Annotated in this window: 20 protein-coding genes; 4 read left to right on the top strand and 16 right to left on the bottom strand. The window is 72.3% G+C overall.

Annotated elements, in window-relative coordinates; genetic code table 11:
- Positions 1 to 72: 72 nt before the first annotated feature.
- The 15 genes from ACIBAD_RS32865 to rsmH form a co-directional block, all read right to left on the bottom strand.
- On the bottom strand, positions 73 to 369 hold the full coding sequence (locus ACIBAD_RS32865; protein WP_053689581.1) for a YggT family protein: 297 nt from the start codon (positions 367 to 369) through the stop codon (positions 73 to 75).
- A gap of 60 nt (positions 370 to 429) precedes the next feature.
- The gene (locus ACIBAD_RS32860) at positions 430 to 1,038 is read right to left on the bottom strand and encodes a cell division protein SepF (protein ID WP_030155990.1); all 609 of its coding nucleotides are present in this window, start codon (positions 1,036 to 1,038) and stop codon (positions 430 to 432) included.
- A 151-nt stretch (positions 1,039 to 1,189) separates the two neighbouring features.
- Positions 1,190 to 1,909 carry a YggS family pyridoxal phosphate-dependent enzyme gene (locus ACIBAD_RS32855; RefSeq protein WP_398910398.1) on the bottom strand — a complete coding sequence of 240 codons (720 nt, stop codon included), beginning with the start codon at positions 1,907 to 1,909 and terminating at the stop codon, positions 1,190 to 1,192.
- Positions 1,909 to 2,688 (bottom strand): peptidoglycan editing factor PgeF, encoded by a 780-nt coding sequence (gene pgeF / locus ACIBAD_RS32850; protein ID WP_398910396.1) that lies wholly within the window; start codon positions 2,686 to 2,688, stop codon positions 1,909 to 1,911. Before pgeF ends, ACIBAD_RS32855 begins: the two co-directional genes overlap by 1 nt.
- Positions 2,685 to 3,890 (bottom strand): cell division protein FtsZ, encoded by a 1,206-nt coding sequence (ftsZ, locus tag ACIBAD_RS32845; protein WP_053689584.1) that lies wholly within the window; start codon positions 3,888 to 3,890, stop codon positions 2,685 to 2,687. Before ftsZ ends, pgeF begins: the two co-directional genes overlap by 4 nt.
- A gap of 280 nt (positions 3,891 to 4,170) precedes the next feature.
- Positions 4,171 to 5,031, bottom strand: coding sequence for a cell division protein FtsQ/DivIB (locus ACIBAD_RS32840; protein WP_398910394.1), 861 nt, complete (start codon positions 5,029 to 5,031; stop codon positions 4,171 to 4,173).
- Between the two features lie 16 nt (positions 5,032 to 5,047).
- Complete coding sequence (murG, locus tag ACIBAD_RS32835) at positions 5,048 to 6,142, bottom strand: undecaprenyldiphospho-muramoylpentapeptide beta-N-acetylglucosaminyltransferase (protein ID WP_030863673.1); 1,095 nt, start codon at positions 6,140 to 6,142, stop codon at positions 5,048 to 5,050.
- 6 nt (positions 6,143 to 6,148) lie between these two features.
- Entirely contained in the window at positions 6,149 to 7,555 is a 1,407-nt protein-coding gene (gene ftsW / locus ACIBAD_RS32830; RefSeq protein WP_134075065.1) for a putative lipid II flippase FtsW, read from the bottom strand.
- A 78-nt stretch (positions 7,556 to 7,633) separates the two neighbouring features.
- Positions 7,634 to 9,205 carry a UDP-N-acetylmuramoyl-L-alanine--D-glutamate ligase gene (gene murD, locus ACIBAD_RS32825; protein WP_398910391.1) on the bottom strand — a complete coding sequence of 524 codons (1,572 nt, stop codon included), beginning with the start codon at positions 9,203 to 9,205 and terminating at the stop codon, positions 7,634 to 7,636.
- Positions 9,187 to 10,257, bottom strand: a complete 1,071-nt coding sequence (mraY, locus tag ACIBAD_RS32820) for a phospho-N-acetylmuramoyl-pentapeptide-transferase (protein WP_030156005.1) — start codon at positions 10,255 to 10,257, stop codon at positions 9,187 to 9,189. The genes murD and mraY overlap by 19 nt, the downstream gene beginning before the upstream one ends.
- A complete protein-coding gene (gene murF / locus ACIBAD_RS32815; protein ID WP_134075066.1) occupies positions 10,254 to 11,678 on the bottom strand; it encodes a UDP-N-acetylmuramoyl-tripeptide--D-alanyl-D-alanine ligase in 1,425 nt (474 codons plus the stop codon). Before murF ends, mraY begins: the two co-directional genes overlap by 4 nt.
- Complete coding sequence (locus ACIBAD_RS32810) at positions 11,675 to 13,408, bottom strand: UDP-N-acetylmuramoyl-L-alanyl-D-glutamate--2,6-diaminopimelate ligase (protein ID WP_398910389.1); 1,734 nt, start codon at positions 13,406 to 13,408, stop codon at positions 11,675 to 11,677. The genes murF and ACIBAD_RS32810 overlap by 4 nt, the downstream gene beginning before the upstream one ends.
- Positions 13,409 to 13,453: 45 nt before the next feature.
- Entirely contained in the window at positions 13,454 to 15,454 is a 2,001-nt protein-coding gene (locus ACIBAD_RS32805; protein ID WP_166682154.1) for a penicillin-binding protein 2, read from the bottom strand.
- 84 nt (positions 15,455 to 15,538) lie between these two features.
- Positions 15,539 to 16,081, bottom strand: coding sequence for a hypothetical protein (locus tag ACIBAD_RS32800; protein ID WP_398910387.1), 543 nt, complete (start codon positions 16,079 to 16,081; stop codon positions 15,539 to 15,541).
- Entirely contained in the window at positions 16,078 to 17,007 is a 930-nt protein-coding gene (gene rsmH, locus ACIBAD_RS32795) for a 16S rRNA (cytosine(1402)-N(4))-methyltransferase RsmH (protein ID WP_398910385.1), read from the bottom strand. Before rsmH ends, ACIBAD_RS32800 begins: the two co-directional genes overlap by 4 nt.
- 341 nt (positions 17,008 to 17,348) lie before the next feature.
- Here rsmH and ACIBAD_RS32790 point away from each other — a divergent pair, with 341 nt between their 5' ends.
- The 4 genes from ACIBAD_RS32790 (at position 17,349) to ACIBAD_RS32775 (ending at position 22,839) form a co-directional block, all read left to right on the top strand.
- Positions 17,349 to 17,900: a carbonic anhydrase gene (locus tag ACIBAD_RS32790; RefSeq protein ID WP_166682155.1), complete on the top strand. Its 552-nt coding sequence runs from the start codon at positions 17,349 to 17,351 to the stop codon at positions 17,898 to 17,900.
- Between the two features lie 135 nt (positions 17,901 to 18,035).
- Complete coding sequence (locus ACIBAD_RS32785; RefSeq protein WP_134075071.1) at positions 18,036 to 19,046, top strand: MoxR family ATPase; 1,011 nt, start codon at positions 18,036 to 18,038, stop codon at positions 19,044 to 19,046.
- Positions 19,046 to 20,419, top strand: a complete 1,374-nt coding sequence (locus ACIBAD_RS32780; protein WP_134075072.1) for a DUF58 domain-containing protein — start codon at positions 19,046 to 19,048, stop codon at positions 20,417 to 20,419. The genes ACIBAD_RS32785 and ACIBAD_RS32780 overlap by 1 nt, the downstream gene beginning before the upstream one ends.
- The gene (locus ACIBAD_RS32775) at positions 20,416 to 22,839 is read left to right on the top strand and encodes a DUF3488 and DUF4129 domain-containing transglutaminase family protein (RefSeq protein ID WP_398910382.1); all 2,424 of its coding nucleotides are present in this window, start codon (positions 20,416 to 20,418) and stop codon (positions 22,837 to 22,839) included. The genes ACIBAD_RS32780 and ACIBAD_RS32775 overlap by 4 nt, the downstream gene beginning before the upstream one ends.
- A gap of 356 nt (positions 22,840 to 23,195) precedes the next feature.
- Here the strand turns inward: ACIBAD_RS32775 and ACIBAD_RS32770 are convergent, their stop codons facing one another.
- Positions 23,196 to 23,822 (bottom strand): TetR/AcrR family transcriptional regulator, encoded by a 627-nt coding sequence (locus ACIBAD_RS32770; protein ID WP_134075074.1) that lies wholly within the window; start codon positions 23,820 to 23,822, stop codon positions 23,196 to 23,198.
- Positions 23,823 to 23,856: the final 34 nt, after the last annotated feature.

Here is a 23,856-nt window from a genome sequence, read left to right as displayed (position 1 = left end):
CCTCTACGTAGTCGTCGGCAGTCGGCAGGACCGTATCGGGACTGTCCCCGCGCTCGCGGGGAAGCTCATCGTTCACACGCTTCTCGCAGCGGTGCTCACGAAACTGATGAGGATGTAAACGATGATCATCAGAACGAAGAAGGACAGGTCGAGTGCCACGCCCCCGAGACGCAACGGCGGAATGAAACGCCGGAGAAGCTTGAGCGGTGGATCGGTGACAGTGTAGGTGGCCTCAAGGACGACCACCATCGCCTTGCCGGGTGTCCATGAACGTGCGAACTGGAAGACGTAGTCCATGACCAGTCGGAAGATCAGCACGATAAGGAAGCACATCAGCACGATGTAGACCACCTGCAGTGCGACGCCCATCCCGCGCTTCCCTCTCCCCAGCTCTCGCTCAGTCCCCGGCCCCGTGTCTGACGGATCGGTCTAGCTTTGGTTGAAGAACCCGCCCTCCGCGATGCGGGCCTTGTCCTCCGCCGTGACATCGACGTTAGCAGGCGACAGCAGGAACACCTTCTGTGTCACGCGTTCAATGCTGCCGTGCAGGCCGAAGACGAGGCCGGCGGCAAAGTCGACAAGTCGCTTCGCATCCGTGTCGTCCATCTCGGTGAGGTTCATGATCACCGGAGTGCCCTCACGGAAGTGTTCCCCGATGGTACGGGCCTCGTTGTAGGTCCGGGGGTGCAGCGTCGTGATGCGGTACGGCTCCCGCTCGGAGACGACCTTGGGCATGATCACGGGGGCGTTCTTCTCCAGGTTCGAGCGTTCAGGTGTGATGGATGCCACGGGGGCAATTCGCGCAGGACGTCCGTTTTCCACCGGCAATGGGATGGGTTCCCGTTGCGCCGGAGGCTGGGTGACTCGTACCGGTTCGTCCGTTACGGGCGGTTGGTGCACGGCCTGCTGGCGCCGGCGGTCCCGCTCCGGTTCCGGCTCGGGCTCGAACTCGTCGTCGGGGTCGTACCCCGGGTTGTCGTACCGGTCGTCCTCCACGAGGCCGAGGTAGACCGCCATCTTGCGCATCGCGCCGGCCATTCTCTGAATCCTCCGCTCTGTGGTGGATCGCCCTGTCGCAGGTGTGTCGCTGTGTCACCAAAGTCACCAACTGCCCGCGATCCACGTGGTCTGTCCGCCCGTCAGCGGGAATGACCATATTTTCTGCTGTGGTCCGACTTTCTTCGCGACGTTACCCGAGCCGGGGTCTCGCGCCGAGTACCGCAGTGCCGACGCGTACATGTGTCGCACCGGCCGCAACGGCCTGTTCCAGGTCTGCGCTCATCCCGGCCGACACCATCGTGGCAGTCGGATGGTCCGCGCGCAGGCGGGATGACAATTCCACCAGCCGCTCGAAAGCGGCCTGTTCGCGCCCCGCGTAGGCCCCGGCCAGCGGAGCGACGGTCATCAGACCGTCGAGCCGCAGTCCCGGCGCCCCGGCCACGAGGTCCGCGAGTTCGGCCAGCTGCTCCGGAGCGGCCCCGCCGCGGGTCCCGCGCTCCCCCGACTCCGCGTCGAGGGCGATCTGCACGAGGCAGCCGAGTTCGCGCCCGGCCCCCTCCGCCGCCGCCGAGAGCGCCGAGACGAGCTTGGGCCGGTCGACGGACTGCACGACATGCGCGTATCCCGCCACGGAACGGACTTTGTTCGTCTGCAACTGGCCCACGAAGTGCCAGGTGAGCGGCAGATCCGCGCAGGCCGCGGCCTTGGGGGCGGCGTCCTGGTCGCGATTCTCCGCCACATGACGGACGCCCAGGTCCGCCAGCAGTCGTACGTCACTCGCGGGGTAGGTCTTGGTGACGACGATGAGCGTCACCTCGTCCCGCCCCCGTCCCGCGGCCGCGCAGGCGGACGAGATACGTTCCTCCACTCGCGCGAGGTTCTCCGCGAGCTCCGACTTACGGTCCGTCATCAGTCTTTTCCTGCCGGGGGTCCGGGGGTTTCCCCCCGGGAAGACACGGTGTCCAGCCAGACATATCCGGCAAGCCGCCCGGTCACCCGGTCGCGGCGGTACGAGAAGTGGTCCCGCGACTCCAGTGTGCAGAACGCCGAGCGGTGCAGGTTCACCACCCCCGCCTCCGCGAGCTGGGCGTGCACCCCGGCGACCACGTCGACGGACGGGGTCCCCCAACTCGTCTCGCCGTAGGCGGCCGGCACCACCTCGGCGACCGCGGCCCGCATCTCGGCCGGCACCTCGTAGCAGCGCCCGCAGATCGCCGGGCCGGTACGGGCGATGATCCGCCCGAGCTCGGCCCCGAGGGAGACCATCGCCTCCACGGCTGCGGGCACCACTCCGGCGACCAGCCCGGGCCGCCCCGCGTGGGCCGCGCCCGCGACCCCCGCGACGGGGTCGGCCAGCAGGACCGGGGTGCAGTCCGCGGTGAGCACCGCGAGGGCGAGCCCCCGGCGTGCGGTCACCACCGCGTCCACCGCCGGGACGACGGCGGCGGCGCCCCAGGGTCCGGGGACCACCGCCACGTCACGGCCGTGCACCTGGTTCATCCAGACCACCTGGTCCGGCTCGATGCCCAGGGCCCCGGCGGCGGCCGCCCGGTTCGCGAGAACGGCGGTGGGGTCGTCTCCGACCGCGCCGCCGAGATTGAGCTCCTCGTACGGAACGGCGCTCACCCCGCCCCACCGGTCGGTGAAGGCGAAGTGGGCGCCGCTCTCGTCGTACTGGTCCAGCGTCACTTCAAGAAGTCCGGGACATCCAGTTCCTCGGCCGGGCTGTCCTGGTACGGCCGGGCCGTCGGGACCTGCGGCGCGGGGGCCGCGGTCTCGATCGGAGCCGCCTCGACCGGGGCCGGGGGCTCTTCGCGCGGGGTGACCGTGCCCAGTCCGCCGAAGGCCGGGCGCGCCGGCTCGGCCGCGCGGACCGGCGCCGGGGCCGGCTCCTCGCGCTTGGTGGACGCGGCGCCGATGACGTTGTCCCGGCGTGCCGGGGGCTGTCCGCCGTCGAAGCCGGCGGCGATGACGGTGACCCGTACCTCGTCGCCGAGCGCGTCGTCGATGACGGCGCCGAAGATGATGTTCGCCTCGGGGTGGGCGGCCTCGCTCACCAGCTGCGCGGCCTCGTTGATCTCGAAGAGACCGAGGTCCGAGCCACCGGAGATGGAGAGCAGCACGCCGCGCGCCCCGTCGATGGACGCCTCCAGCAGCGGCGAGGAGATCGCCATCTCGGCGGCGGCCACCGCGCGGTCGTCGCCGCGGGCCGAGCCGATGCCCATGAGGGCCGAGCCCGCCTCGGACATGACGGACTTGACGTCCGCGAAGTCGAGGTTGATCAGACCCGGGGTGGTGATGAGGTCGGTGATGCCCTGGACACCCGAGAGCAGGACCTGGTCGGCCGACTTGAAGGCGTCCAGGACCGAGACCTGGCGGTCCGAGATGGACAGCAGCCGGTCGTTGGGGATGACGATGAGGGTGTCGACCTCTTCGCGGAGCTCGGCGATGCCGTCCTCCGCCTGGTTCGCGCGGCGCCGTCCCTCGAAGGTGAACGGCCGGGTGACCACACCGATCGTCAGGGCGCCGAGCGAGCGCGCGATGTTGGCGACGACGGGTGCGCCGCCGGTGCCGGTGCCGCCGCCCTCGCCGGCGGTGACGAAGACCATGTCGGCCCCCTTGAGGACCTCCTCGATCTCCTCGCGGTGGTCCTCTGCCGCCTTGCGACCGACTGCCGGGTTGGCGCCGGCGCCGAGGCCCCGGGTGAGTTCACGGCCGACGTCGAGCTTGACGTCGGCGTCGCTCATCAACAGCGCCTGGGCGTCCGTGTTGATGGCGATGAACTCGACGCCCTTGAGACCGACCTCGATCATTCGGTTGATGGCATTGACACCACCGCCGCCGACACCGATGACCTTGATGACTGCGAGGTAGTTCTGCGGTGCTGCCACGTCGAAGGCCTCTCGCCTCGAGTTACGTGTCGCCGCCTCGCGGGCCTGCGTTGCGACGACTGATGCCGAAATGTGGGACGGTCCGAACGCGCCGACCCGAACCCTAACCCTGAAGTTTAGGGTTAAGTATGTGCCTGTTCCCTGGACTCTTCCGAACAGGACACTAAGTCGACAAGTAGCGCGTGTTCAACGAACACGCCGAACCTCCCGTTTTTCTTTTCACCCTATGTGATCACCCGTATCGGTGGCCAACCAGGGTGCGTCGCTGTTCGACCCGACGTCAACTCCCGGACACCGCAGGGGCGGTGGGGACGCTCACGTCAAAGTGGTCAGCCTTGGGCGCGGCTTTCAACAGAGCGGTCAGCGCACGCCCCTTCGCCTCGCCCTGCTCGCCGCTGCCCCAGACCACGGACCGGCCGCGGGTCAACTCCAGTACGACCGAGTCGTACGAGCCCACCCTGACCTGCACGGTCTCCTTGGCGACCGCTTCGGGGAGGTCCCGGGCGACGCCCACGGCCTCGTGCAGCAGCCGCTCCTCGTCGAAGCGGCGGCCGCTCGGCGACTGCGCCGCTGACAATTCGAGGACCGGAACGCCCGCGGGAGCTTTCGCCGCCGTGTCGAATCGCACACCCGAAGCGTCCACTTCCACGAACTTGGCGTCCTTTTTGATGAGCAGGACGGGTTTGCGCTCCGTCACTTTCAGCCCGATTCCGTGCGGCCAGGCCCGCACCACATCGACCGAATCGACGCGGGGCAGCCGGCTGCGGACGCGGCCCGCGATCTCGTCGGTGTCCACGCTCACCAGGGGCGCCCCGACCGGTACGGCCGCGGCGGCCAGCACCTGCTCGGGGGTCAGCACCTGCGTTCCGCTCGTGGCCACCTTCTCGACGCGGAGCCAGGAGGAGCCGTAGAGCACCCAGCTGCCGCCCCCGGCGAGGAGGGCGGCGGCCAGGAGGGAGAGCAGCAGGGGGCCCCGGTGCCGCAGACGCCGGACGAGGCGCTGGACACCGGGGCCCTGCGGGCCGGACCCCCCGGACGGCCCCGACGACCTGGGCGGCTTGGGCGGCTTGGGAGAGCCGGAGCCCTTGCCCTTGCGGGCGGACCCGGGATTGCCGCGCTGTGCGGTCGTCGCTCCGGCCACTCCTGTGCCTCCTGCGTTAGCGGTTCCTGTGTGCGGCGATCGCCTCGTACACCATCGCGACGAGCAGGTCGTCGGCGTCGCGCCGGCCGAACTCGGCGGCCGCGCGGGACATCTCGTACAGCCGGTGCGGGTCGGCGAGCACCGGGAGGACCTGGCTGAGCACCCACTCGGGCGTCAGCTCCGCGTCGTCGACGAGCAGGCCGCCGCCGGCCTTGACCACCGGCTGGGCGTTGAGCCGCTGTTCGCCGTTGCCGATCGGCAGCGGGACGTACGCGGCCGGCAGCCCGACGGCGGAGAGTTCGGCGACGGTCATCGCGCCCGCGCGGCACAGCATCATGTCGGCGGCGGCGTACGCGAGATCCATCCGGTCCACGTACGGTACCGGCACATACGGCGGCATCCCGGGCATGTTGTCGACACGCGGCAGTTCGTTCTTCGGGCCCACCGCGTGCAGGATCTGGATCCCGGAGCGCTGGAGGGTCGGGGCGACCTGCTGGATGGTCTCGTTGAGGCGCCGGGCGCCCTGCGAACCGCCGGAGACCAGCAGGGTCGGCAGGTTGGGGTCCAGGCCGAAGGCGGCGCGCGCCTCCGGGCGTACCGCGGCCCGGTCCAGGGTGGAGATGCTGCGGCGCAGCGGGATGCCCACGTAGCGGGCGCCGCGCAGCTTGCTGTCGGGGGTGGAGACCGCGACGGCGTGCGCGTAGCGGGAGCCGATCTTGTTGGCCAGTCCCGGCCGGGCGTTGGCCTCGTGGACGATGATCGGCACCCCGAGCCGCTTGGCGGCGAGGTAGCCGGGCAGGGCCACGTAGCCGCCGAAGCCGACGACGCAGTCGGCCTTGGTGCGCTCCAGGATCTCCTCGGCGGCCTTGATCGTCCCGCGCAGCCGTCCGGGGACGGTGATGAGCTCGGGAGTGGGCTTGCGGGGCAGCGGGACGGCCGGGATCAGCCCCAGCTCATAGCCGCGCTCGGGCACGAGGCGGGTTTCGAGCCCGCGCTCCGTGCCGAGGGCGGTGATGCCCACGGAAGGGTCCTGCCTGCGCAGGGCGTCCGCGAGGGCGAGCGCCGGCTCGATGTGGCCGGCGGTCCCCCCACCGGCGAGTACGACATGCACCGAAATTCACCGCTCTCCGGACGGACGCCTCTTGACGCTCCGTCTCATCGACTTCCATCTCTGCCCGGTCCGCTTCCAGCCGGTCTTCGGCTGGCGCATCGCGAGCGCCGCGCGCGCCGCCGGCTCCTCCCGCGCGAAGGCGATGAGCAGTCCGACCGCGAACATCGTCGGCAGCAGCGCGGACCCTCCGTACGAGAACAGCGGGAGCGGGACTCCGGCGATCGGCAGCAGACCGAGCACCGCACCGATGTTGATCACGGCCTGGGCCGTGATCCAGGTGGTCACGCCTCCCGCGGCATAGCGTACGAAGGAGTCCTCCGTGCGTCCGGCCACGCGGATACCCGCATAGCCTAGAGCCGCGAACAGGGCGAGTACCGACAGCGTCCCCGCCAGACCCAGTTCCTCCCCTGTGATGGCGAAGATGAAGTCGGTGTGGGCTTCGGGCAGTTGCCCCCATTTTTCCACACTGGCACCCAAACCGGAACCGAACCATCCGCCGGATGCGAGGGCGTAGATCCCGTGCACGGCCTGCCAGCACAGGTCGTTTCGGCCCGGATCCGTCGCGCCGAGGCAGGCGAGCCGGTCCATCCGGTGCGGGCTGGTCTTGATCAGCAGTGCGACGATCACACCCGCGAAGGCGAGCACCGCCACGAACATCCGCGTCGGGGCTCCGGCCAGCCACAGCAGGCCGAACAGGATCGCCCCGAGGATCATCGCGGTGCCCATGTCCCCGCCCAGCATGATCAGCCCGAGCAGCAGGAACGCCACCGGGACCAGCGGCACCAGCAGGTGCTTCCACTGGCTCAGCAGCTCCTTCTCGCCCTTGCGGGCCAGCAGGTCGGCGCCCCACAGGATCAGTGCCAGCTTGCCGAACTCACTGGGCTGGAGCATGAACGGACCACCAAGGGAGATCCAATTCTGGTTGCCGTTGATCGCCACCCCTATCCCGGGGACCTGGACCAGGACCATCAGGAACAGGGTCCCCGCGAGCACGGGGTACGACAGCGCCCGGTGCAGTTTGACGGGCATCCGGGAGGCGATCAGCAGCAGTCCGGTGCCGATCAGGGCGGCGAGGAACTGCTTCTTGAAGAAGTACGCGTCGCCCAGCCCCAGCTGGAGCGCTTTGATCATCGAAGCCGAGTAGACCATCACCAGGCCGAGCACGGTGATGAGCAGCGAGCTGCCGAAAATCAGGTAATACGCGGTGAGGGGTCGGTCCCAGGCCTTGCGCAACTGCCGCTGCGTACGCCGCAGCCGCTCCAGCGGCCCGCGCCCGCCGGGCGGCCGCACGCTCCCCGCCGGACGCCTGCGGCCCTGGGCCCTGACCGTCCGGGCGGACCTGACGCCGTTCGCGGACTTGGCGGGCTTCACGGCCGACGGCCGCCGCCCCGGCAGCACTTGCTTCGCCGGCATGTGTGACCTTCCCCTCCACTCGTACGAGGCGAGCAGCCGGTCGGGGAGGACTCGCCGACCTGCGCGGGCCGGCCGGACCTACGCGCCCTCGGCGGCCAGCTCGCGCACCGCGTCCGCGAATGCGTCCCCGCGCTTGTTGTAGTTCGCGAACATGTCCATCGAGGCACAGGCCGGGGCCAGCAGAACCGTGTCGCCGGGCTCTGCGAGCCGGGCCGCTTCCCGGACCGCTGCGAGCATCGCCCCAGTGTCGGTCCGGTCGAGGTCGACGACCGGGACCTCGGGGGCGTGTCGCGCCAGCGCCTCGGCGATCAGCGCCCGGTCGGCGCCGATCAGCACCACGGCGCGCAGCCGCTTCCGCGACTTCTGGACGAGCTCGTCGAAGGTCGCACCCTTGGCGAGGCCTCCGGCGATCCACACGACGGGCTCGAAGGCCGCCAGGGATGCCTCGGCGGCGTGCGTGTTGGTGGCCTTGGAGTCGTCGATGTACGTGACCCCGGCGACCTCGTCCACGTGCGCGACGCGGTGCGCGTCGGGGCGGAAGTCGCGCAGCCCGTCGCGGACCGCGCGCGGCGCGACGCCGAAGGCCCGGGCCAGGGCCGCCGCGGCGAGCGCGTTGGCGATGTTGTGCGGCGCCGGCGGGTTGACGTCCTCGACCTCGGCGAGCTCCTGGGCGTTCTTCTGCCGGTTCTCGACGAAGGCGCGGTCCACGAGGATGCCGTCGACGACGCCGAGCATGGAGGGGCCGGGGGCGCCGAGGGTGAAGCCGATCGCCCGGCAGCCCTCCTCCACGTCCGCTTCGACGACCAGGGCCTCGGTGGCCGGGTCGGCGACGTTGTAGACGCAGGCGACCGTGTTGCCCTCGTAGATCCGGCCCTTGTCGGCGGCGTACGCCTCCATCGAGCCGTGCCAGTCGAGGTGGTCGGGGGCCAGGTTGAGCACGGCCGCCGAATGGGCGCGCAGCGAGGGCGCCCAGTGGAGCTGGTAGCTGGAGAGCTCGACGGCGAGGACGTCGTACGCCTCGTCGCCGAGGACCACGTCGATGATCGGGGTGCCGATGTTGCCGACGGCCGCGGTCTTCAGGCCCGCCGCCTTCAGGATCGACGCGAGCATCTGGGTGGTGGTGGTCTTGCCGTTGGTGCCGGTGATCGCGAGCCACTCGGCGGGCCCGGCCGGGGCCCGCTCGGCGTCGGCGTCCCCGCCGGCGTCCGCCTCCGCGGCCCGGCGGGCGGCGCGCAGTTCCACGCCGGCCCCGCGCAGCCGCCAGGCGATCTCGACGTCGCCGACGACGTCGACGCCCGCCTCGGCGGCGGCCCGGAAGAGCGGGCTCTCGGGCTGCCAGCCGGGCGAGGTGACGACCAGTTCGGTGCCCTCGGGCAGGGCTTCCCCGGCCCGGACCCCGTCGGGCAGGTGTCCCAGGCGGACCTCGATGCCCAGCTCGGCGAGTTCGGCGGCCTTCGCGCGGTGCGCGTCCCCGTCGCCGTTGTCGACGACGGTCACCGTCGCGCCGAGTCCGGCCAGCGCCCGGGCGGCGCTGATGCCGCTGACGCCGAGGCCGGCCACGGTGATCCGGCCCGGCAGACCGAACCGGCCCAGGGGATCGGGGCCGAGCAGGCCGGCCAGGTCGGTGGTGCTCACTTGTCGGCTGCCCATCCCGCGTAGAAGAGTCCGAGGCCCACGATCACGCACATGCCCTGGATGATCCAGAACCGGACCACCACCAGGACCTCGGACCACCCCTTCAGCTCGAAGTGGTGCTGCAGCGGGGCCATCCGGAAGACGCGCTTCCCGGTGAGCTTGAAGGAGCCGACCTGGATGACGACCGACATGGTGATGAGGACGAAGAGGCCGCCGAGGAGGGCGATCAGGAACTCCGTGCGGGAGCAGATCGCGAGACCGGCGAGGGCGCCGCCGAGGGCCAGCGAGCCGGTGTCGCCCATGAAGATCTTGGCGGGCGAGGTGTTCCACCACAGGAAGCCGAAGCAGGCGCCCATCAGCGCGGAGGCGACGATCGCGAGGTCCAGCGGATCTCGTACCTCGAAGCAGGCGTTGGGGTTCGTCAGGGTCTGCGCGTTGGCGCACGACTCCTGGAACTGCCAGACGCCGATGAACGTGTACGCGCCGAAGACCATCACCGCGGCGCCGGTGGCCAGGCCGTCCAGGCCGTCCGTCAGGTTCACGCCGTTGGACATCGCCAGGATCATGAACAGCGCCCAGACCACGAACAGCACCGGGCCGATCGACCAGCCGAAGTCCGTGACGAACGACAGCTTGGTGGAGGCCGGGGCGTTGCCGCGGGCGTCCTTGAACTGCAGCGCGAGCACGGCGAAGGCGATGCCGACGATCAGCTGGCCGGCCATCTTGGCCTTGGCCCGCAGACCGAGCGAACGGCGCTTGACGATCTTGATGTAGTCGTCGAGGTAGCCGACGAGGCCCATGCCGGACATCAGGAAGAGCACCAGCACGCCGGAGAAGGTGGCCGGGCTGCCCGTGATCACCTTCGTCAGGGCGTACGCGATGATCGTCGCCAGGATGAAGGAGATGCCGCCCATGGTGGGCGTGCCCTTCTTCCCGGCGTGGCCGCGCGGGCCGTCGTCGCGGATGAACTGGCCGTAGCCCTTCCGGGCCAGCAGCTTGATCAGCAGCGGGGTGCCGACCACGGTCAGGAACATGCCGATGACACCGGCGAAGAGGATCTGCCTCATCGGTCGGCGACCTCGCCCTCGCCGGCCAGCAGAGCCAGAGCGACCCGCTCCAGGCCGATCGACCTGGAAGCCTTCACCAGCACGACGTCACCCGGGCGCAGTTCCCTGCGCAACAGGTCGATCGCCGCCTGCGCGTCGGACACGACCACCGACTCCTCACCCCACGAACCCTCGTTATATGCGCCCAGTTGCAGCCAGGACGCTTCCCTGCCCCCGACTGCGACGAGCTTGCTCACGTTGAGCCGGACGGCAAGCCGTCCCACCGCGTCGTGCTCGGCCAACGATGCGTCCCCGAGCTCGGCCATGGGACCGAGCACCGCCCACGTACGTCCCCCGCCGGCCCTGGCCGCGCCGCCCATCGCGGCAAGCGCGCGCAGAGCGGCCCGCATGGACTCGGGATTCGCGTTGTAGGCGTCGTTGACGATCGTCACGCCGTCCGCCCGCTCGGTGACCTCCATCCGCCACCGGGACAAGGTGCCCGCCCCGGAGAGCGCGGTGGCGATCTCCTCGACGGACATGCCCAGTACATGGGCGACGGCGGCCGCGGCGAGCGCGTTCGACACGTGGTGCTCACCGTACAGGCGCAAGGTCACTTCGCCGCACCCGGTGGGTGTGTGGAGTGTGAAGGAGGGCTGTCCTGCGGGTGTCATACGGACTTCCGAGGCCCGTACGTCGGCGTCGTCGGCCTCGCCGAACAGCACCGTACGGGCCTTCGTCCGGGCGGACATCGCGCGCACCAGCGGATCGTCGGCGTTGAGGACGGCCACTCCGCCCTCGGCCTCGGACGGCAGGGCCTCGACGAGCTCGCCCTTGGCCTGGGCGATCTGCTCGCGGCCGCCGAACTCGCCGATGTGGGCGGTCCCGACGTTGAGGACGAGTCCGATCCGCGGCGGGGTCAGGTCGGTGAGGTACGCGATGTGCCCGATGCCGCGGGCGCCCATCTCCAGCACCAGGTGCCGGGTTTCCTCCGTGGCGCGCAGCGCGGTGAGCGGCAGGCCGATCTCGTTGTTGAGGGAGCCCGGGGTCCACACGGTGGGTGCGTGGGCCTGGAGCACCTGGGCGATGAGGTCCTTGGTGGAGGTCTTGCCGGCGGAGCCGGTCAGGGCCACCACGTCGGTGCCGAGGCGCTCGACGACGGCTCGGGCGAGGGCGCCGAGGGCCTTCTCGACATCGGCGACGACGATCGCGGGTACGCCGACGGGCCGGGCGGCGAGGACGGCCGCGGCGCCGGAGGCGACCGCGCGCTCGGCGTAGTCGTGGCCGTCGACGTGTTCGCCGGCGAACGCGGCGAACAGGCTGCCGGCCTCCACCTGACGGGAGTCGATGACCACGGGCCCGGTGATCCGCACGGACGGATCCGGTATGTCGTGGGGCCGCCCGCCGGTGATGTCGGCGATCTCGGCGAGGGAGAGGGCGATCACTGGTTCACCTCGGCCTGTCGGACGTCGTTGCCTTGCAGGTGCTGCTGGTTCTGCCGGAGTTCGATCGCGGCCCGGAGCACCGCGCGGTCGTCGAAGGGCCGTACGACGCCTGCCGTGTCCTGGCCCTGCTCGTGGCCCTTGCCCGCCACCAGCACGGTGTCCCCGGCCTCGGCGCGCGCGACGGCGGCGGCGATGGCCGCGGCCCGGTCGGCGTCGACGAGGACGGTGCCGCGCTCTTCGGCGGGTACGGAGGCGGCGCCCTCGAACATCGCGGCGAGGATCGCGAGGGGGTCCTCGGACCGCGGATTGTCGGAGGTCAGCACGGCGGTGTCGGCGAACCGGGCGGCCGCGGCGCCCATCGGGGCGCGCTTGGTGGTGTCGCGGTCGCCGCCGCAGCCGAGCACGATGTGCAGCTTGCCGGTGGTGACTTCGCGCAGCGCGCGGAGCACGGATTCGACCGCGTCCGTCTTGTGCGCGTAGTCGACGACGGCGAGGTACGGCTGGCCCGCGTCCACCCGCTCCAGCCGGCCGGGGACCCCGGGGACCGCGGCGACGCCGTCGGCGGCGGTCTGCGGGTCGAGGCCGGCGGCGGCGAGCGTGACGATCGCGGCGACGGTGTTGGCGACGTTGAACGGGCCGGGCAGCGGGGCCGTGGCCCGTACGCGCTGCCCCTCGGGGCCGACCACGGTCAGCGTGGAGTCCACGTGCCCGAACACGACGTCCTCGGCGCGCCAGTCGGCGGCGGCATCGCCGGTGGCGGAGAAGGTGACCACCGGGATGGCCGCCTCCTTGGCGAGGCGGCGGCCGTACTCGTCGTCGACGTTGACCACGCCGAGGCGGGCGCGGCGCTCGGTGAAGAGCTGCGCCTTGGCCTGGAAGTAGTCCTCCATGTCCGAGTGGAACTCCATGTGTTCCGGGCTCAGGTTGTTGAAGACGGCGACGTCGAAGACGCATCCGTCCACCCGGCCGAGCACCAGGGCGTGGCTGGAGACCTCCATGGCGACGGCCTCGACCCCGCGTTCGCGCATGACCGCGAACAGGGCCTGCAGGTCGGTGGCCTCGGGGGTGGTGCGCTCCGACTTGATGCGCTCGTCGCCGATGCGCATCTCGACGGTGCCGACCAGCCCGGTGGATCGTCCGGCCCCGCGCAGACCGCCCTCGACGAGGTATGCCGTGGTGGTCTTGCCGGAGGTGCCGGTGATGCCGATCTGGAGCAGGCCCTCGCCGGGGCGGCCGTAGATCGTGGCGGCGAGCTCGCCCATCCGGCCGCGCGGATCGGCGACGGCCAGGACCGGCAGGCCGGTCGCGGCCGCGCGTTCGGCGCCCGCCGGGTCGGTCAGCACGGCCGCGGCGCCGAGGGCGGCCGCCTGGGCGGCGAAGTCGGCGCCGTGCAGCTTGGCGCCGGGCAGGGCCGCGTACAGGTCGCCCGGGCGCACGGCACGGGAGTCGTGCGTGATCCCGGTGATCTGCGGGGGCTCCGCAGCGGCGGCCGCGGCGGGGGCTTCGATGCCCAGCAGGGTGGCCAGCCCGCCCAGGGGTGTCGGGCGGGCGGCCTGGGGCCGGGGCGCTCCCGGCGGCGTTGCCGGGGCGTCTTTCTGGGCAGTTCTGGGCTGATCAGCGTGGGACACGGCGGTGAGCGTACCGGGCGCGGCGGGCCGCTCGCGAAGTGAGGGCCCGGCCGCGTGGTCGGCGCCCGACGGGTTCCCGGGTTTCGGGGTGATCGTTGTCACTGATGGTGCCTCACGGATTTCTGGCGGGCCGGCCGGCCCGCCGGGTCACTGGCCGGGCTGCCGGCCGGGCTGTGCGGGGGGCGCTGCGGGGGGCTGGGGGGCGGGTGCGGGGCCGGCGTCGAAGGTGACCGGAAGCCCGGCGGGGGCGGTTCCGGTCGGGGCGACCTGGAGGGTCTTGAGGGCGAACTCCATGACCTTCTTGTAGATCGGGCCGCAGATCTGGCCGCCGAAGTAGCTGCCCTTGGTGGGGTTCTGGATGGCGCAGTACACGGTGATCCGCGGGTTGTCGGCGGGCGCGAATCCGGCGAAGGAGGCGGTGTAGCCCTTGTAGCGGCCGGTGGCCGGATCCACCCGGTTGGACGTGCCGGTCTTGCCGCCGACCCGGTAGCCGGGGATGCGGGCCTTGGTGCCGGTGCCCTCCTGGTCGTCGACGACCGACTCCAGCATCCGGGACAGGGTCTTGGCGGTGTCCTGGCTGATCACGCGGGTCTGCTCGGGCGCCGGGGCCGGGGTGAAGCGGCCGTCGGGGCCCTTGGTGCCGCGGACCAGGGTGGGTGCGACGCGTACCCCGCCGTTGGCGATCGTCGAGTACACGGAGGCCGCCTGCATGGCGTTGAGGGACAGGCCCTGACCGAAAGGGATCGTGTACTGCTGGGAGGTGGACCAGGCCTCGGGCCGGGCGAGGATGCCGCGGGACTCGCCCGGGTAGTTCAGGCCGGTGGGCTGCCCGATGCCGAACTTGTTCAGGTAGGAGTGGAGGACCCTGTTGGCCTCGGGCTGGGTGGCGCCGAGCTGGCCGGTGGCCAGGATGGTCCCGATGTTGGAGGACTTGGCGAGGACCCCGTTGAGGGTCAGGTACCAGGTCGGGTGGTCGATGTCGTCCTTGAACAGCCGGTCGCCGCGGTGCAGCCGGTTGGGGACCTCGACGTGGGTCTCGGGGGTGGCCTTCTTCTCCTCCAGTACGGCGGCCATCGACATCACCTTGGCGGTGGAGCCGGGCTCGTACACGTCCTGGAGGGCCGCGTTGCCCATGGCGGCGGAGCTGGCCTTCGACAGGTCGTTGGGGTCGAAGCCGGGGGCGTTGGCCATGGCCAGCACCTCGCCGGTGCGGGTGTCCTGGACGATGACGTAGCCGCGGTCGGCCTCGGACTTGGCGACCTGCTCGCTGATGGCGCTCTGCGCCGCCCACTGGATGTCGCGGTCGATGGTCAGCTCGACGTCCTCGCCGGGTACGGCGGGCTTCTCGCTGGACCCGGCGGTGGGCACGCGGCGGCCGCCGGACTGGGCGTAGGTGATCGCGCCGTCCTTGCCGGCCAGCTTCTTGTCGAGGGAGGACTCCAGGCCGCCGGCGCCCTTGCCCTCGGCGTTGACGTAGCCCAGTATCCCGGCGGCCAGGTCCCCGTTGGGGTACACGCGCTTGCTGCTGTCCTCGTTGAACACGCCGGCGAGGACGTTGGCGCCGGGGCCGTTGTTCTTCTTGTCGGCGGCCGCCTTGTCGGCGAAGACCCGCTTGAGGTCCTTGATCTGGTTCCAGACCTGGGGGGTCTGGCGGCGGGCCAGGATCACGTAGCGGGTGTTCTTGGTCTTGAGGCGGGCGGTCAGCTCCTTGGCGTCCTTGCCGAGGATCGGCGCGAGGAGGGCGGCGGCCTGCTCGGGGGCGTCCGGGGCCTTGCTGTCCTGCGGGGTGAACATCTTCGGATCGGCGGTGATGTCGTACGCGTCGACGCTGGTCGCGAGGGCGACGCCCTTGCGGTCGGTGATCTCGCCGCGCTCGGCCGCGAGGGTGTAGCTGGCGAAGCGGTTCTCGGAGGCCTTGGCGGAGTACGCGGAGGCGTCTACGGCCTGCACCTGGAGCAGCCGCACGACGAAGGCCAGCATGACGAGGGTCAGCCCGACGCTGACGAGCCTCAGCCGGGGCTTGGGGCTGCCGAGCCGGATGGTGTGCGGCTGCCTCGCGGGGCCCGGCCGCCGTGTGGCGGGCCGCGAGGTGGCTCGCGCCCGCCCCGGCCCGGGCCCGGGCACGCGCCGCCCGCCCGGGGCGCTCACGCCCCCACCGCCGCACCGGTGCGGGGGGAAGCTCCCGCCGTGGGTACCCCCGGCGGGAGCTGGGGGAGGGTCCGCGTCACGACGTCACCTTCCGGAGGTCGGGTTGGACTGGGTGGCACCGCCCGGCGCGGGCTGCCCGGCCTGCGGCGCGCCCGCCGGGGCACCGCCCGGGGTGCCCGCCGGGGCGGAGCCGGGCGTGCCGGCCGGGGCGGCGGACTGGGGCGGGCCGGGGGCGGCTGCCGGGGCGGAGCCCGCGGCGGCGGCCGGGGTCGGGGACGGCGGGGGTTCCGCGGGGGCCGCCGTACCCGTCACCTTGCCGTCCGGGCCGATGAAGACGGGGCTGCCGCCCGGGACCAGGCCCATTTCGTGCGCCCGCCGCTGCAGGGCGTCCGGCGCCGAGTAGCCGTCGACGTCCCGCTGCAGCGCCTGTTCCTCGTCCGTGAGCGCGGTGGTCTCCTTCTTCAACCGGCTCAGCTGGAAGGAGCCCTGGTTGAGCGCCGAGTTCAGCAGCAGCAGGCTGATCAGCCCGCCGGCCAGCAGCGCCACCACCAGCAGGACGAACGGCATCCGCGCCGCCTGCCCCGAGGGGCCGCCGCGCAGTCGCCCCAGTCCCCCGGCTCTGCTCACAGCCGCGCCTCGCGGATGCGCTCGACCCCGCGGAAGCGGGCCGGCGCGGCCCGCCTGTTCTCGGCGATCTCCTCCTCCGTGGGCAGCTCCGCGCCCCGGGTGAGCAGCTTCAGCTTGGGCTGGTACTTCTCCGGCACCACCGGCAGCCCCGGAGGCGCCGTCGTTGCCGCGCCCGCCGCGAAGACCTGCTTGACCAGCCGGTCCTCCAGCGAGTGGTACGACAGCACCGCGATCCGGCCGCCCACCGCGATCCGCTCCACGGCCGCCGGGATCGCCCGCTCCAGGACCGACAGCTCGCCGTTGACCTCGATGCGCAGCGCCTGGAAGGTCCGCTTGGCCGGGTTGCCGCCGGTGCGCTTCGCCGCCTGCGGCAGCGCGTCGCGGATCAGTTCGACCAGCCGCGCGCTGTTCGTGAACGGCTCCTTCTCCCGCTCGCGGACGATCGCCGAGACGATCCGCTTGGCCTGCTTCTCCTCGCCGTACTGGCGCAGGATCCGTACGAGCTCGCCCGGCGGGTACGTGTTGAGGACCTCGGCGGCGCTCATCCCGGTCGTCTGGTCCATCCGCATGTCCAGCGGGGCGTCCTGCGCGTACGCGAACCCGCGGTCGGCCTCGTCGAGCTGCATGGACGAGACGCCCAGGTCGAAGAGGACGCCCTGGACGGCGGGGATGCCCAGCCGGTCCAGCACGTCGGGCAGTTCGTCGTACACGGCGTGGACGAGGGTGGCGCGGTCACCGAAGGGCGCGAGCCGCTCGCCCGAGAGCCGCAGGGCCTCCTTGTCGCGGTCGAGGCCGATCAGGTGCGCCTCGGGGAACCGGGTCAGCAGGGCCTCGCTGTGGCCGCCGAGGCCGAGGGTGCAGTCGACGACGACGGCCCCGGGCCTCTCCAGCGCCGGGGCCAACAGGTCCAGGCACCGCTGGAGCATCACCGGGACATGTCGGGACTCGCTAGTCAAAGCGCCCTCTCAGATAACGGCGCGGCAGGCATACGCCGCGCCGCGCACGCGGAGTGTTACCAGGGGGCCGGGCGGCCGGTCAGGGCCGGGCTCCGGCCGGTTCGCGCCACTTTAGTGCAACGGTCGCCGCGGTCAACGAACCGCCCCGCGCGCCGTGCGCTCCACTCGTACGGAACCCGCAAAAGCCTCGAATCACCCATACGGCCGCCGCCGCCTCACCCCTGTGGGTTAGCTCACAACAAGGACGGTTGACGTTCTTTGTCCCCCCTCACTCCATGCCTTTACCAGCGGTGACCACTAACGTCGTATGCATGACGACTTCCGCATCCCTGCCCGCAGAGTCCACCCCCCAGGCACCCGGCAGCGGCTCCGTCACGGACCGGCTGCTGGCGGCGAACCGTGAGTACGCCGCGGAATTCTCGGATCCCGGCATGGACGCCCGCCCCGTCCTGCACGTGGCCGTCGTGGCCTGCATGGACGCCCGCCTCGACCTGCACAAGGCCCTCGGGCTGGAGCTCGGCGACTGCCACACCATCCGCAACGCGGGCGGCGTCGTCACCGACGACACCATCCGGTCGCTCACGATCAGCCAGCGCGCCCTGGGCACCCGCACGGTGATACTGATCCACCACACCGGATGCGGCCTCGAAAGCCTGACCGAGGACTTCCGGCACGAGCTGGAGGACGAGGTCGGCCAGCGCCCCGCCTGGGCCGTCGAGGCCTTCCGGGACGTCGACCAGGACGTCCGCCAGTCCATGCAGCGGGTCCGGACGAACCCCTTCCTGCCGCACCGCGACGATGTGCGAGGCTTCGTCTTCGACGTGCACACCGGACTCCTGCGGGAGATCGATCCCGCCTCGTGAGTGACACAAGGCCTGGGCGCCGTCAAGAATGCGGGAAGACGCCGCCCGGAAAACCGTCCGGGCCGGCGTCCGTGTCGGGGTGGGCCGGAGTGCGCTGAGGGCGTCGGCCCTGCGGAAAGGGCCGAGGAGAACCAGGTGACGACGTATGACGACCGAGCGAGCCTCGCGGATCTGACGAGCACGGCGGAGCGGGTGCGCCACTCCGTCGAGAGCGTGATCGAGGGCAAGCCCGAGGTCGTACGCATCGCGCTGACCGTGCTGCTCGCCGAGGGGCACCTGCTGATCGAGGACGTCCCCGGCGTCGGCAAGACCATGCTCGCCAAGACGCTGGCGAAGTCCATCGACTGCTCGGTGCAGCGCATCCAGTTCACTCCGGACCTGCTGCCCTCCGACATCACCGGTGTCAGCATCTACGACCAGCAGCGCCGCGAGTTCGAGTTCAAGCCGGGCGCGATCTTCGCGCAGATCGTCATCGGCGACGAGATCAACCGCGCCTCGCCGAAGACCCAGTCGGCGCTGCTGGAGTCGATGGAGGAGCGCCAGGTCACCATCGACGGCACGACGTACGCGCTGCCGAGCCCGTTCATGGTGGTCGCCACCCAGAACCCGGTGGAGATGGAGGGCACCTACCCCCTCCCCGAGGCCCAGCGCGACCGCTTCATGGCCCGCGTCTCCGTCGGCTACCCGAGCCCCGACGCCGAGCTCCAGATGCTCGACGTACACGGCGGGATCTCCCCGCTCGACGACCTCCAGGCCGTCGCGCACGCCCACGACATCGTCAAGCTGATAGAGGCCGTCCGCGAGGTGTACGTCGCCGACCCCGTCCGGCGCTACGTCGTCGACCTGGTCTCGGCCACCCGCAGCCACCCCGACCTGCGCCTGGGCGCCTCGCCGCGCGCCACCCTGCACCTGCTGCGCGCCGTGAAGGCCTCCGCCGCGCTGTCCGGCCGGGACTACGTACTGCCCGACGACGTGCAGGCGCTGGCCGCGCCCGTCCTCGCGCACCGGCTGCTGCCGACCGCGCAGGCCCAGCTGAACCGGCGCACCGCCGAGCAGGTCGTCCACGACATCCTCCAGCGGACCCCCGTCCCCGCCGCGCACGGCCGCGGCGAGATGCCGCCCGGCGCGGGCATCCGGGGCTTCTGATGAGCGCCGGTGCCCCGCGCGGCGCCGGCGGCGAGAGCCGGGGCGCCGGCGGGCTGCGCGCCTCGCTGGCGGGGCTGACCACCCGCGGCCGGTCCTTCCTGGCCGCCGGGGTCGCCGCCGCGCTGTGCGCGTACGTCCTCGGCCAGGGCGAACTGCTCCGGGTCGGTCTGCTGCTCGCCGTCCTGCCGCTGATCTGCGTCTTCGCGCTGCACCGCACCCGCCACCGGGTCTCCGGCAGCCGCCGGCTGACCCCGATGCGGGTGCCCGCGGGCTCCGAGGCCCGGGTGCAGCTGCGCATGGAGAACGTCTCCCGGCTGCCCACCGGACTGCTGATGCTCCAGGACCGGGTGCCGTACGTCCTCGGCCCCCGGCCCCGCTTCGTCCTGGACCGGGTCGAGCCGGGCGGGCGCCGCGAGGTGTCCTACCGGGTCCGCTCCGACCTGCGCGGCCGCTACCCGCTGGGCCCGCTCCAGCTGCGGCTGACCGACCCCTTCGGCCTGGTCGAGCTGACCCGCTCGTTCAGCACGTACGACACGCTCACCGTCATCCCGCGTACCGAGCCGCTGGTCCCGGTCCGGCTGACCGGCGAGACCTCCGGCTACGGCGACGGCAGCCGCCGCTCGCTGGCCCTGGCCGGCGACGACGACGTGATCCCGCGGACCTACCGGCGCGGCGACGACCTGCGCCGGGTGCACTGGCGCTCCACCGCCCGCTACGGCGAGCTGATGGTGCGCCGCGAGGAGCAGCCGCAGCGGAGCAAGGCCACGGTCCTGCTGGACACCCGCGGGGTCGCCTTCGAGGGCGCCGGACCGGATTCCGCCTTCGAGTGGGCGGTCTCCGGGGCCGCTTCGACCCTGGTGCACCTGCTCGAACAGGGTTTCTCAGCGCGGCTGCTGACCGACTCGGGCACTTCGGCGCCCGGCAACGGCGGCAGCGGCGGCTTCTCCTCCGGCGGGCAGGAGTCCGCGGAGGCCGCCGGCCTGATGATGGACACCCTCGCGGTCGTCGGGCACTCCGACGGCGCCGGCCTCACGCGCGCGTACGACGCGGTGCGCAGCGGCGGCGGCCACGAGGGCGGGGGCTTCGCCGGAGCCGGCGGTGACGGGCTCCTCATCGCCTTCTTCGGAGACCTGGACGACGTACAGACGGAAGTGGCGGCCAAGATGCGCGGGCGCTGCGGGGCCGGGGTGGCCTTCGTGCTCGACTCCGCGCTCTGGGCCGGGCGGCCCTCGCGGGTGGAGGCACGGGTGGGCAGGCTGCGGGACGCGGGCTGGACGGCGCTCGCCGTGCCGCCCGGGGTGGCGTTCGGGGAGCTGTGGCGCCGGGCCGGGAACGCTCCGCTCGGCACGGGTACTTCCGGAGGTTGGGGATGAGCGGGCGGGCGCGCGTGACGCTCTTCGCGATGCTGGCGACGCTGCTCACCTCGTGGTCGCTGGCCGCGCTGGTGGATTCGTCGGGCTGGGTGCTTGAGGCCGGGGTCCTGCTGGCCGTGCAGAGCGCGGTGGGGGCCGGGGTCCGGCGGGTGCCGCTCGGGCGCACGCTCACCGTGGCCTCGCAGGTGCTGGTGTCGCTGCTGGTCCTGATGTTCCTGTTCGCGGGCAAGGGCGAATCCACCGGGACCGGGGCGATGGCCTATCTCGTGACGGACTTCGGCGCCCTGTTCCAGCGGGGCGTCCAGGACGTCGGCGAGTTCGCGATCCCGGCGCCGCTGACGGACGGCATCCGGCTGCTGCTGCTGGCCGGGGTGCTGGTGATCGGGCTGCTGGTGGACCTGCTGGCGGTGACCTTGCGGACCGCCGCCGCGGCCGGGCTGCCGCTGCTCGCGCTGTACTCGGTCGCCGCGGGGCTCTCCGGGGGCTCCGGGGCGACCTGGATCTCCTTCCTGCTGGCCGGCTGCGGCTACCTGTTGCTGCTGCTGGCCGAGGGCCGCGACCGGCTCGCCCAGTGGGGCCGGGTCTTCGGCGCGGCCCCGAGCGCGCGGGTGTCGGCGGGCTCCGGGGGCGTCGGCGCGGGCTCCGGCCAGGCGCTGGCCCCCGTACGCACCGGGCGGCGGATCGGCGCGGTGGCGCTGGGCATCGCGCTGGCGGTGCCGGCGGCGCTGCCCGCGCTCGGCGGCGGGCTGCTGGGCGCGCAGGGCGGCGAGGCCGGCGACGGCGGTATCGGGGTCGGCGGGACGATCTCGGCGGTCAACCCGCTGGTCTCCCTGCAGGGCAGCCTGAACGCCCAGGACAACCGGGTGGTGCTGAAGTACCGGACGGACAGCCCGCAGCTCGGCGAGCAGTACCTGCGGATCCTGGCGCTGGACGAGTTCAACGGCGTCAAGTGGGAGGCCTCGGCGCGGTCCCTGACCGACGTTCCGGAGCGGCTGCCGGCCCCGCCGGGGATGAGCGAGCAGGTCCGGGCGACCGGCAGCGAGGTACGGACGAGCATCTCGGCCGCGGACACGTACGCCCAGCGCTACCTGCCGATGCCGTACCCGGCGACGTCCGTGGACATCCCGGGCAAGTGGCGGTTCGAGCCGGCCGGCCGGACGCTGGTCGGGGACCAGCTGGGCCGGGACAGGTTCCAGAACGTGCAGGGCGCGATGTACACGGTGCGGAGCCTGCTGCTGCGACCGACGGCGGAGCAGCTGCAGGCGGCGCCGGAGCCGAATCCGCTCATCAAGGCCGAGTACACGAAGATTCCGGACAACCTGCCGGCGGTGGTCGGCGATACGGCTCGCCAGGTGACGAAGGGCGCGAAGGACGACTACACGCGGGCGGTGAAGCTGCAGGACTACTTCGCCGTGAACGGCGGCTTCCGCTACGACACGAAGGTGGGCTCGGGTACGGGGCCGCAGGCCATCGCCCGGTTCCTCGCCGACAAGGAGGGGTTCTGCATCCACTTCGCGTTCTCGATGGCGGCGATGTCGCGCTCGCTCGGGATCCCGGCGCGGGTGGCGGTGGGGTTCACGCCCGGCGAGAAGCAGTCGGACGGCAGCGTGAACGTGTCGATGCGGGACGCGCACGCGTGGCCGGAGCTGTACTTCGAGGGCGTGGGCTGGACCCGCTTCGAACCGACGCCTCGCCAGGGCATCACGATCCCGGACTACTCGCGGGCCGAGGCCCCTGCGCCCCAGCCGTCCGCGCCGACCGCTCTGCCCTCGCAGGGTGCGACGCAGCCTTCGGCGGCGCCGTCGAAGGCCGAGGACTGCCCGCCGGAGGAGAAGAAGCTGGGTGAGTGCGGGGCCGCGGCGCAGCAGCCGAAGGCGGGTTCCGGTGCCGGCGGCCCGTCGCTGCAGACGGTACTGGCCTGGACGCTGTCGGTCCTGGCCCTGGCGGCCCTCCCCCTGCTCCCCCTCCTGTGGCGGACCCGGCTGCGCAGGCGGCGGCTGGCGGCGGGGCAGGTCCTGGCGGCCTGGCAGGAACTGGCGGACGCGGCCTGGGACGTGGGCATCGCCCCCGACGAGGCGCTGTCCCCGCGCCGTGCGGCGGCCCGGGTGGTGGAGCTGGGCCGGCTGACGCCGGAGGCGGCGCACGCCGTGCACCGGGTCGCGGAGGCGGTGGAGCGCTCGCTGTACGCCCCGCCGGGCACGGAGGCGGCGTACGCGGAGCTGTCGGCGGACGTCCTGCTGGCCCGCGCCGCGCTGCTGGCTCCGCTGGCCCGCGGAGGCCGCGCACGGGCGCTGCTCCTGCCCCGCTCGGCGGCCCGCCTGCGCTGGTCGGCGGCGGCCCGCTGGTCGGCCGTGACGGCCCGGGGCGCGACCGTGCTGGCCCGTACCCGGGCCCGCATCCCGGTCCGGAACCGCGGCTGACGCGGTAGCGGCCCCGCGGGCGGCTCGACCCCGCCCCGCGCCGGCCCGGCGCAGTGGCGCGGCACCCCGCGGACGCGAAACGGCGGGGCTCGTTCCCCCCGAGCCCCGCCGTACCGCGGTGTAGGTACCCGGTCCGCACCGGCCGCCCCGTGTCGGCGGTCCGGGCCGGGTCCCCGTCCGTGTCCCCAGTCTGGCGTTCGCCCAGGTCGGGGCCATCCGCGTACGTACTCATTTCCGTCACTAGGTACGCGTACTCACGCGGAGCGGGTGCGGCGCCCCCAGTTCTACGCCGTCCCGGAACCCCGCGGCACCGCCGATCGGGGGGCACCCGCGGCGGCCCCCCGGGGCCGGCCCGCTCAGCGGTTCCCGCTGACCCGGCCCCGCAGCAGCAGCGACAGCGCCGAGTGCACGTCGTCCAGCGAGCGCTCGCTCTGGAACGACTGCCAGTCCAGGGCGGCCACCAGCACCATGCCCACCATCGCGGCGGCGGTCAGCGGTACGTCGATCTCCGCGCTCAGCTCCCCCCGCTCCACGCCCTCCCGCAGCACCGTCTCCACGACGGCCACCGCCTCCCGCCGGACCACCATCAGCGTGGACTGCCACGCCCGGTTGGTCCGCCACAGCTCGGCGACGTACAGCTGCGTGAAGGCCGGGTACCGGTCGATGAACACGAGCCCGGCCCGGATCATCGCGTCGAGCGCCTCGACCCGGCTGCCGCCGCGCTGCTCCGTCTCCTGCGCCGCGTCGCGCAGCGAGGCCGTCAGCAGCCCGACTCCGTGCCGCAGCAGCTCCTCGAAGAGTTCGTTCTTGCTCGCGAAGTTGTAGTAGACGGTGCCCTTCGCGACCCCCGCCCGCTCGGCGATCTCGTCGACCGTGGTCGCGGAGAAGCCCTGCTCGGCGATGAGGGTGACGGCCGCCTCGTAGAGCTTCTGGCGTGTCGCCTGCCGGCGGCCGCCGCCGGTACCGGTGCTGCTGCGTTCCATGGCGCTGATTCTCACAGGTCAACCGATCTCTACG

It is taken from the genome of Streptomyces sp. NPDC051109 (assembly GCF_044455885.1).
Lineage (GTDB): Bacteria > Actinomycetota > Actinomycetes > Streptomycetales > Streptomycetaceae > Streptomyces.
Note: the sequence above shows the minus strand (reverse complement) of the source record. Positions and strands in the feature narration are given on the sequence as shown.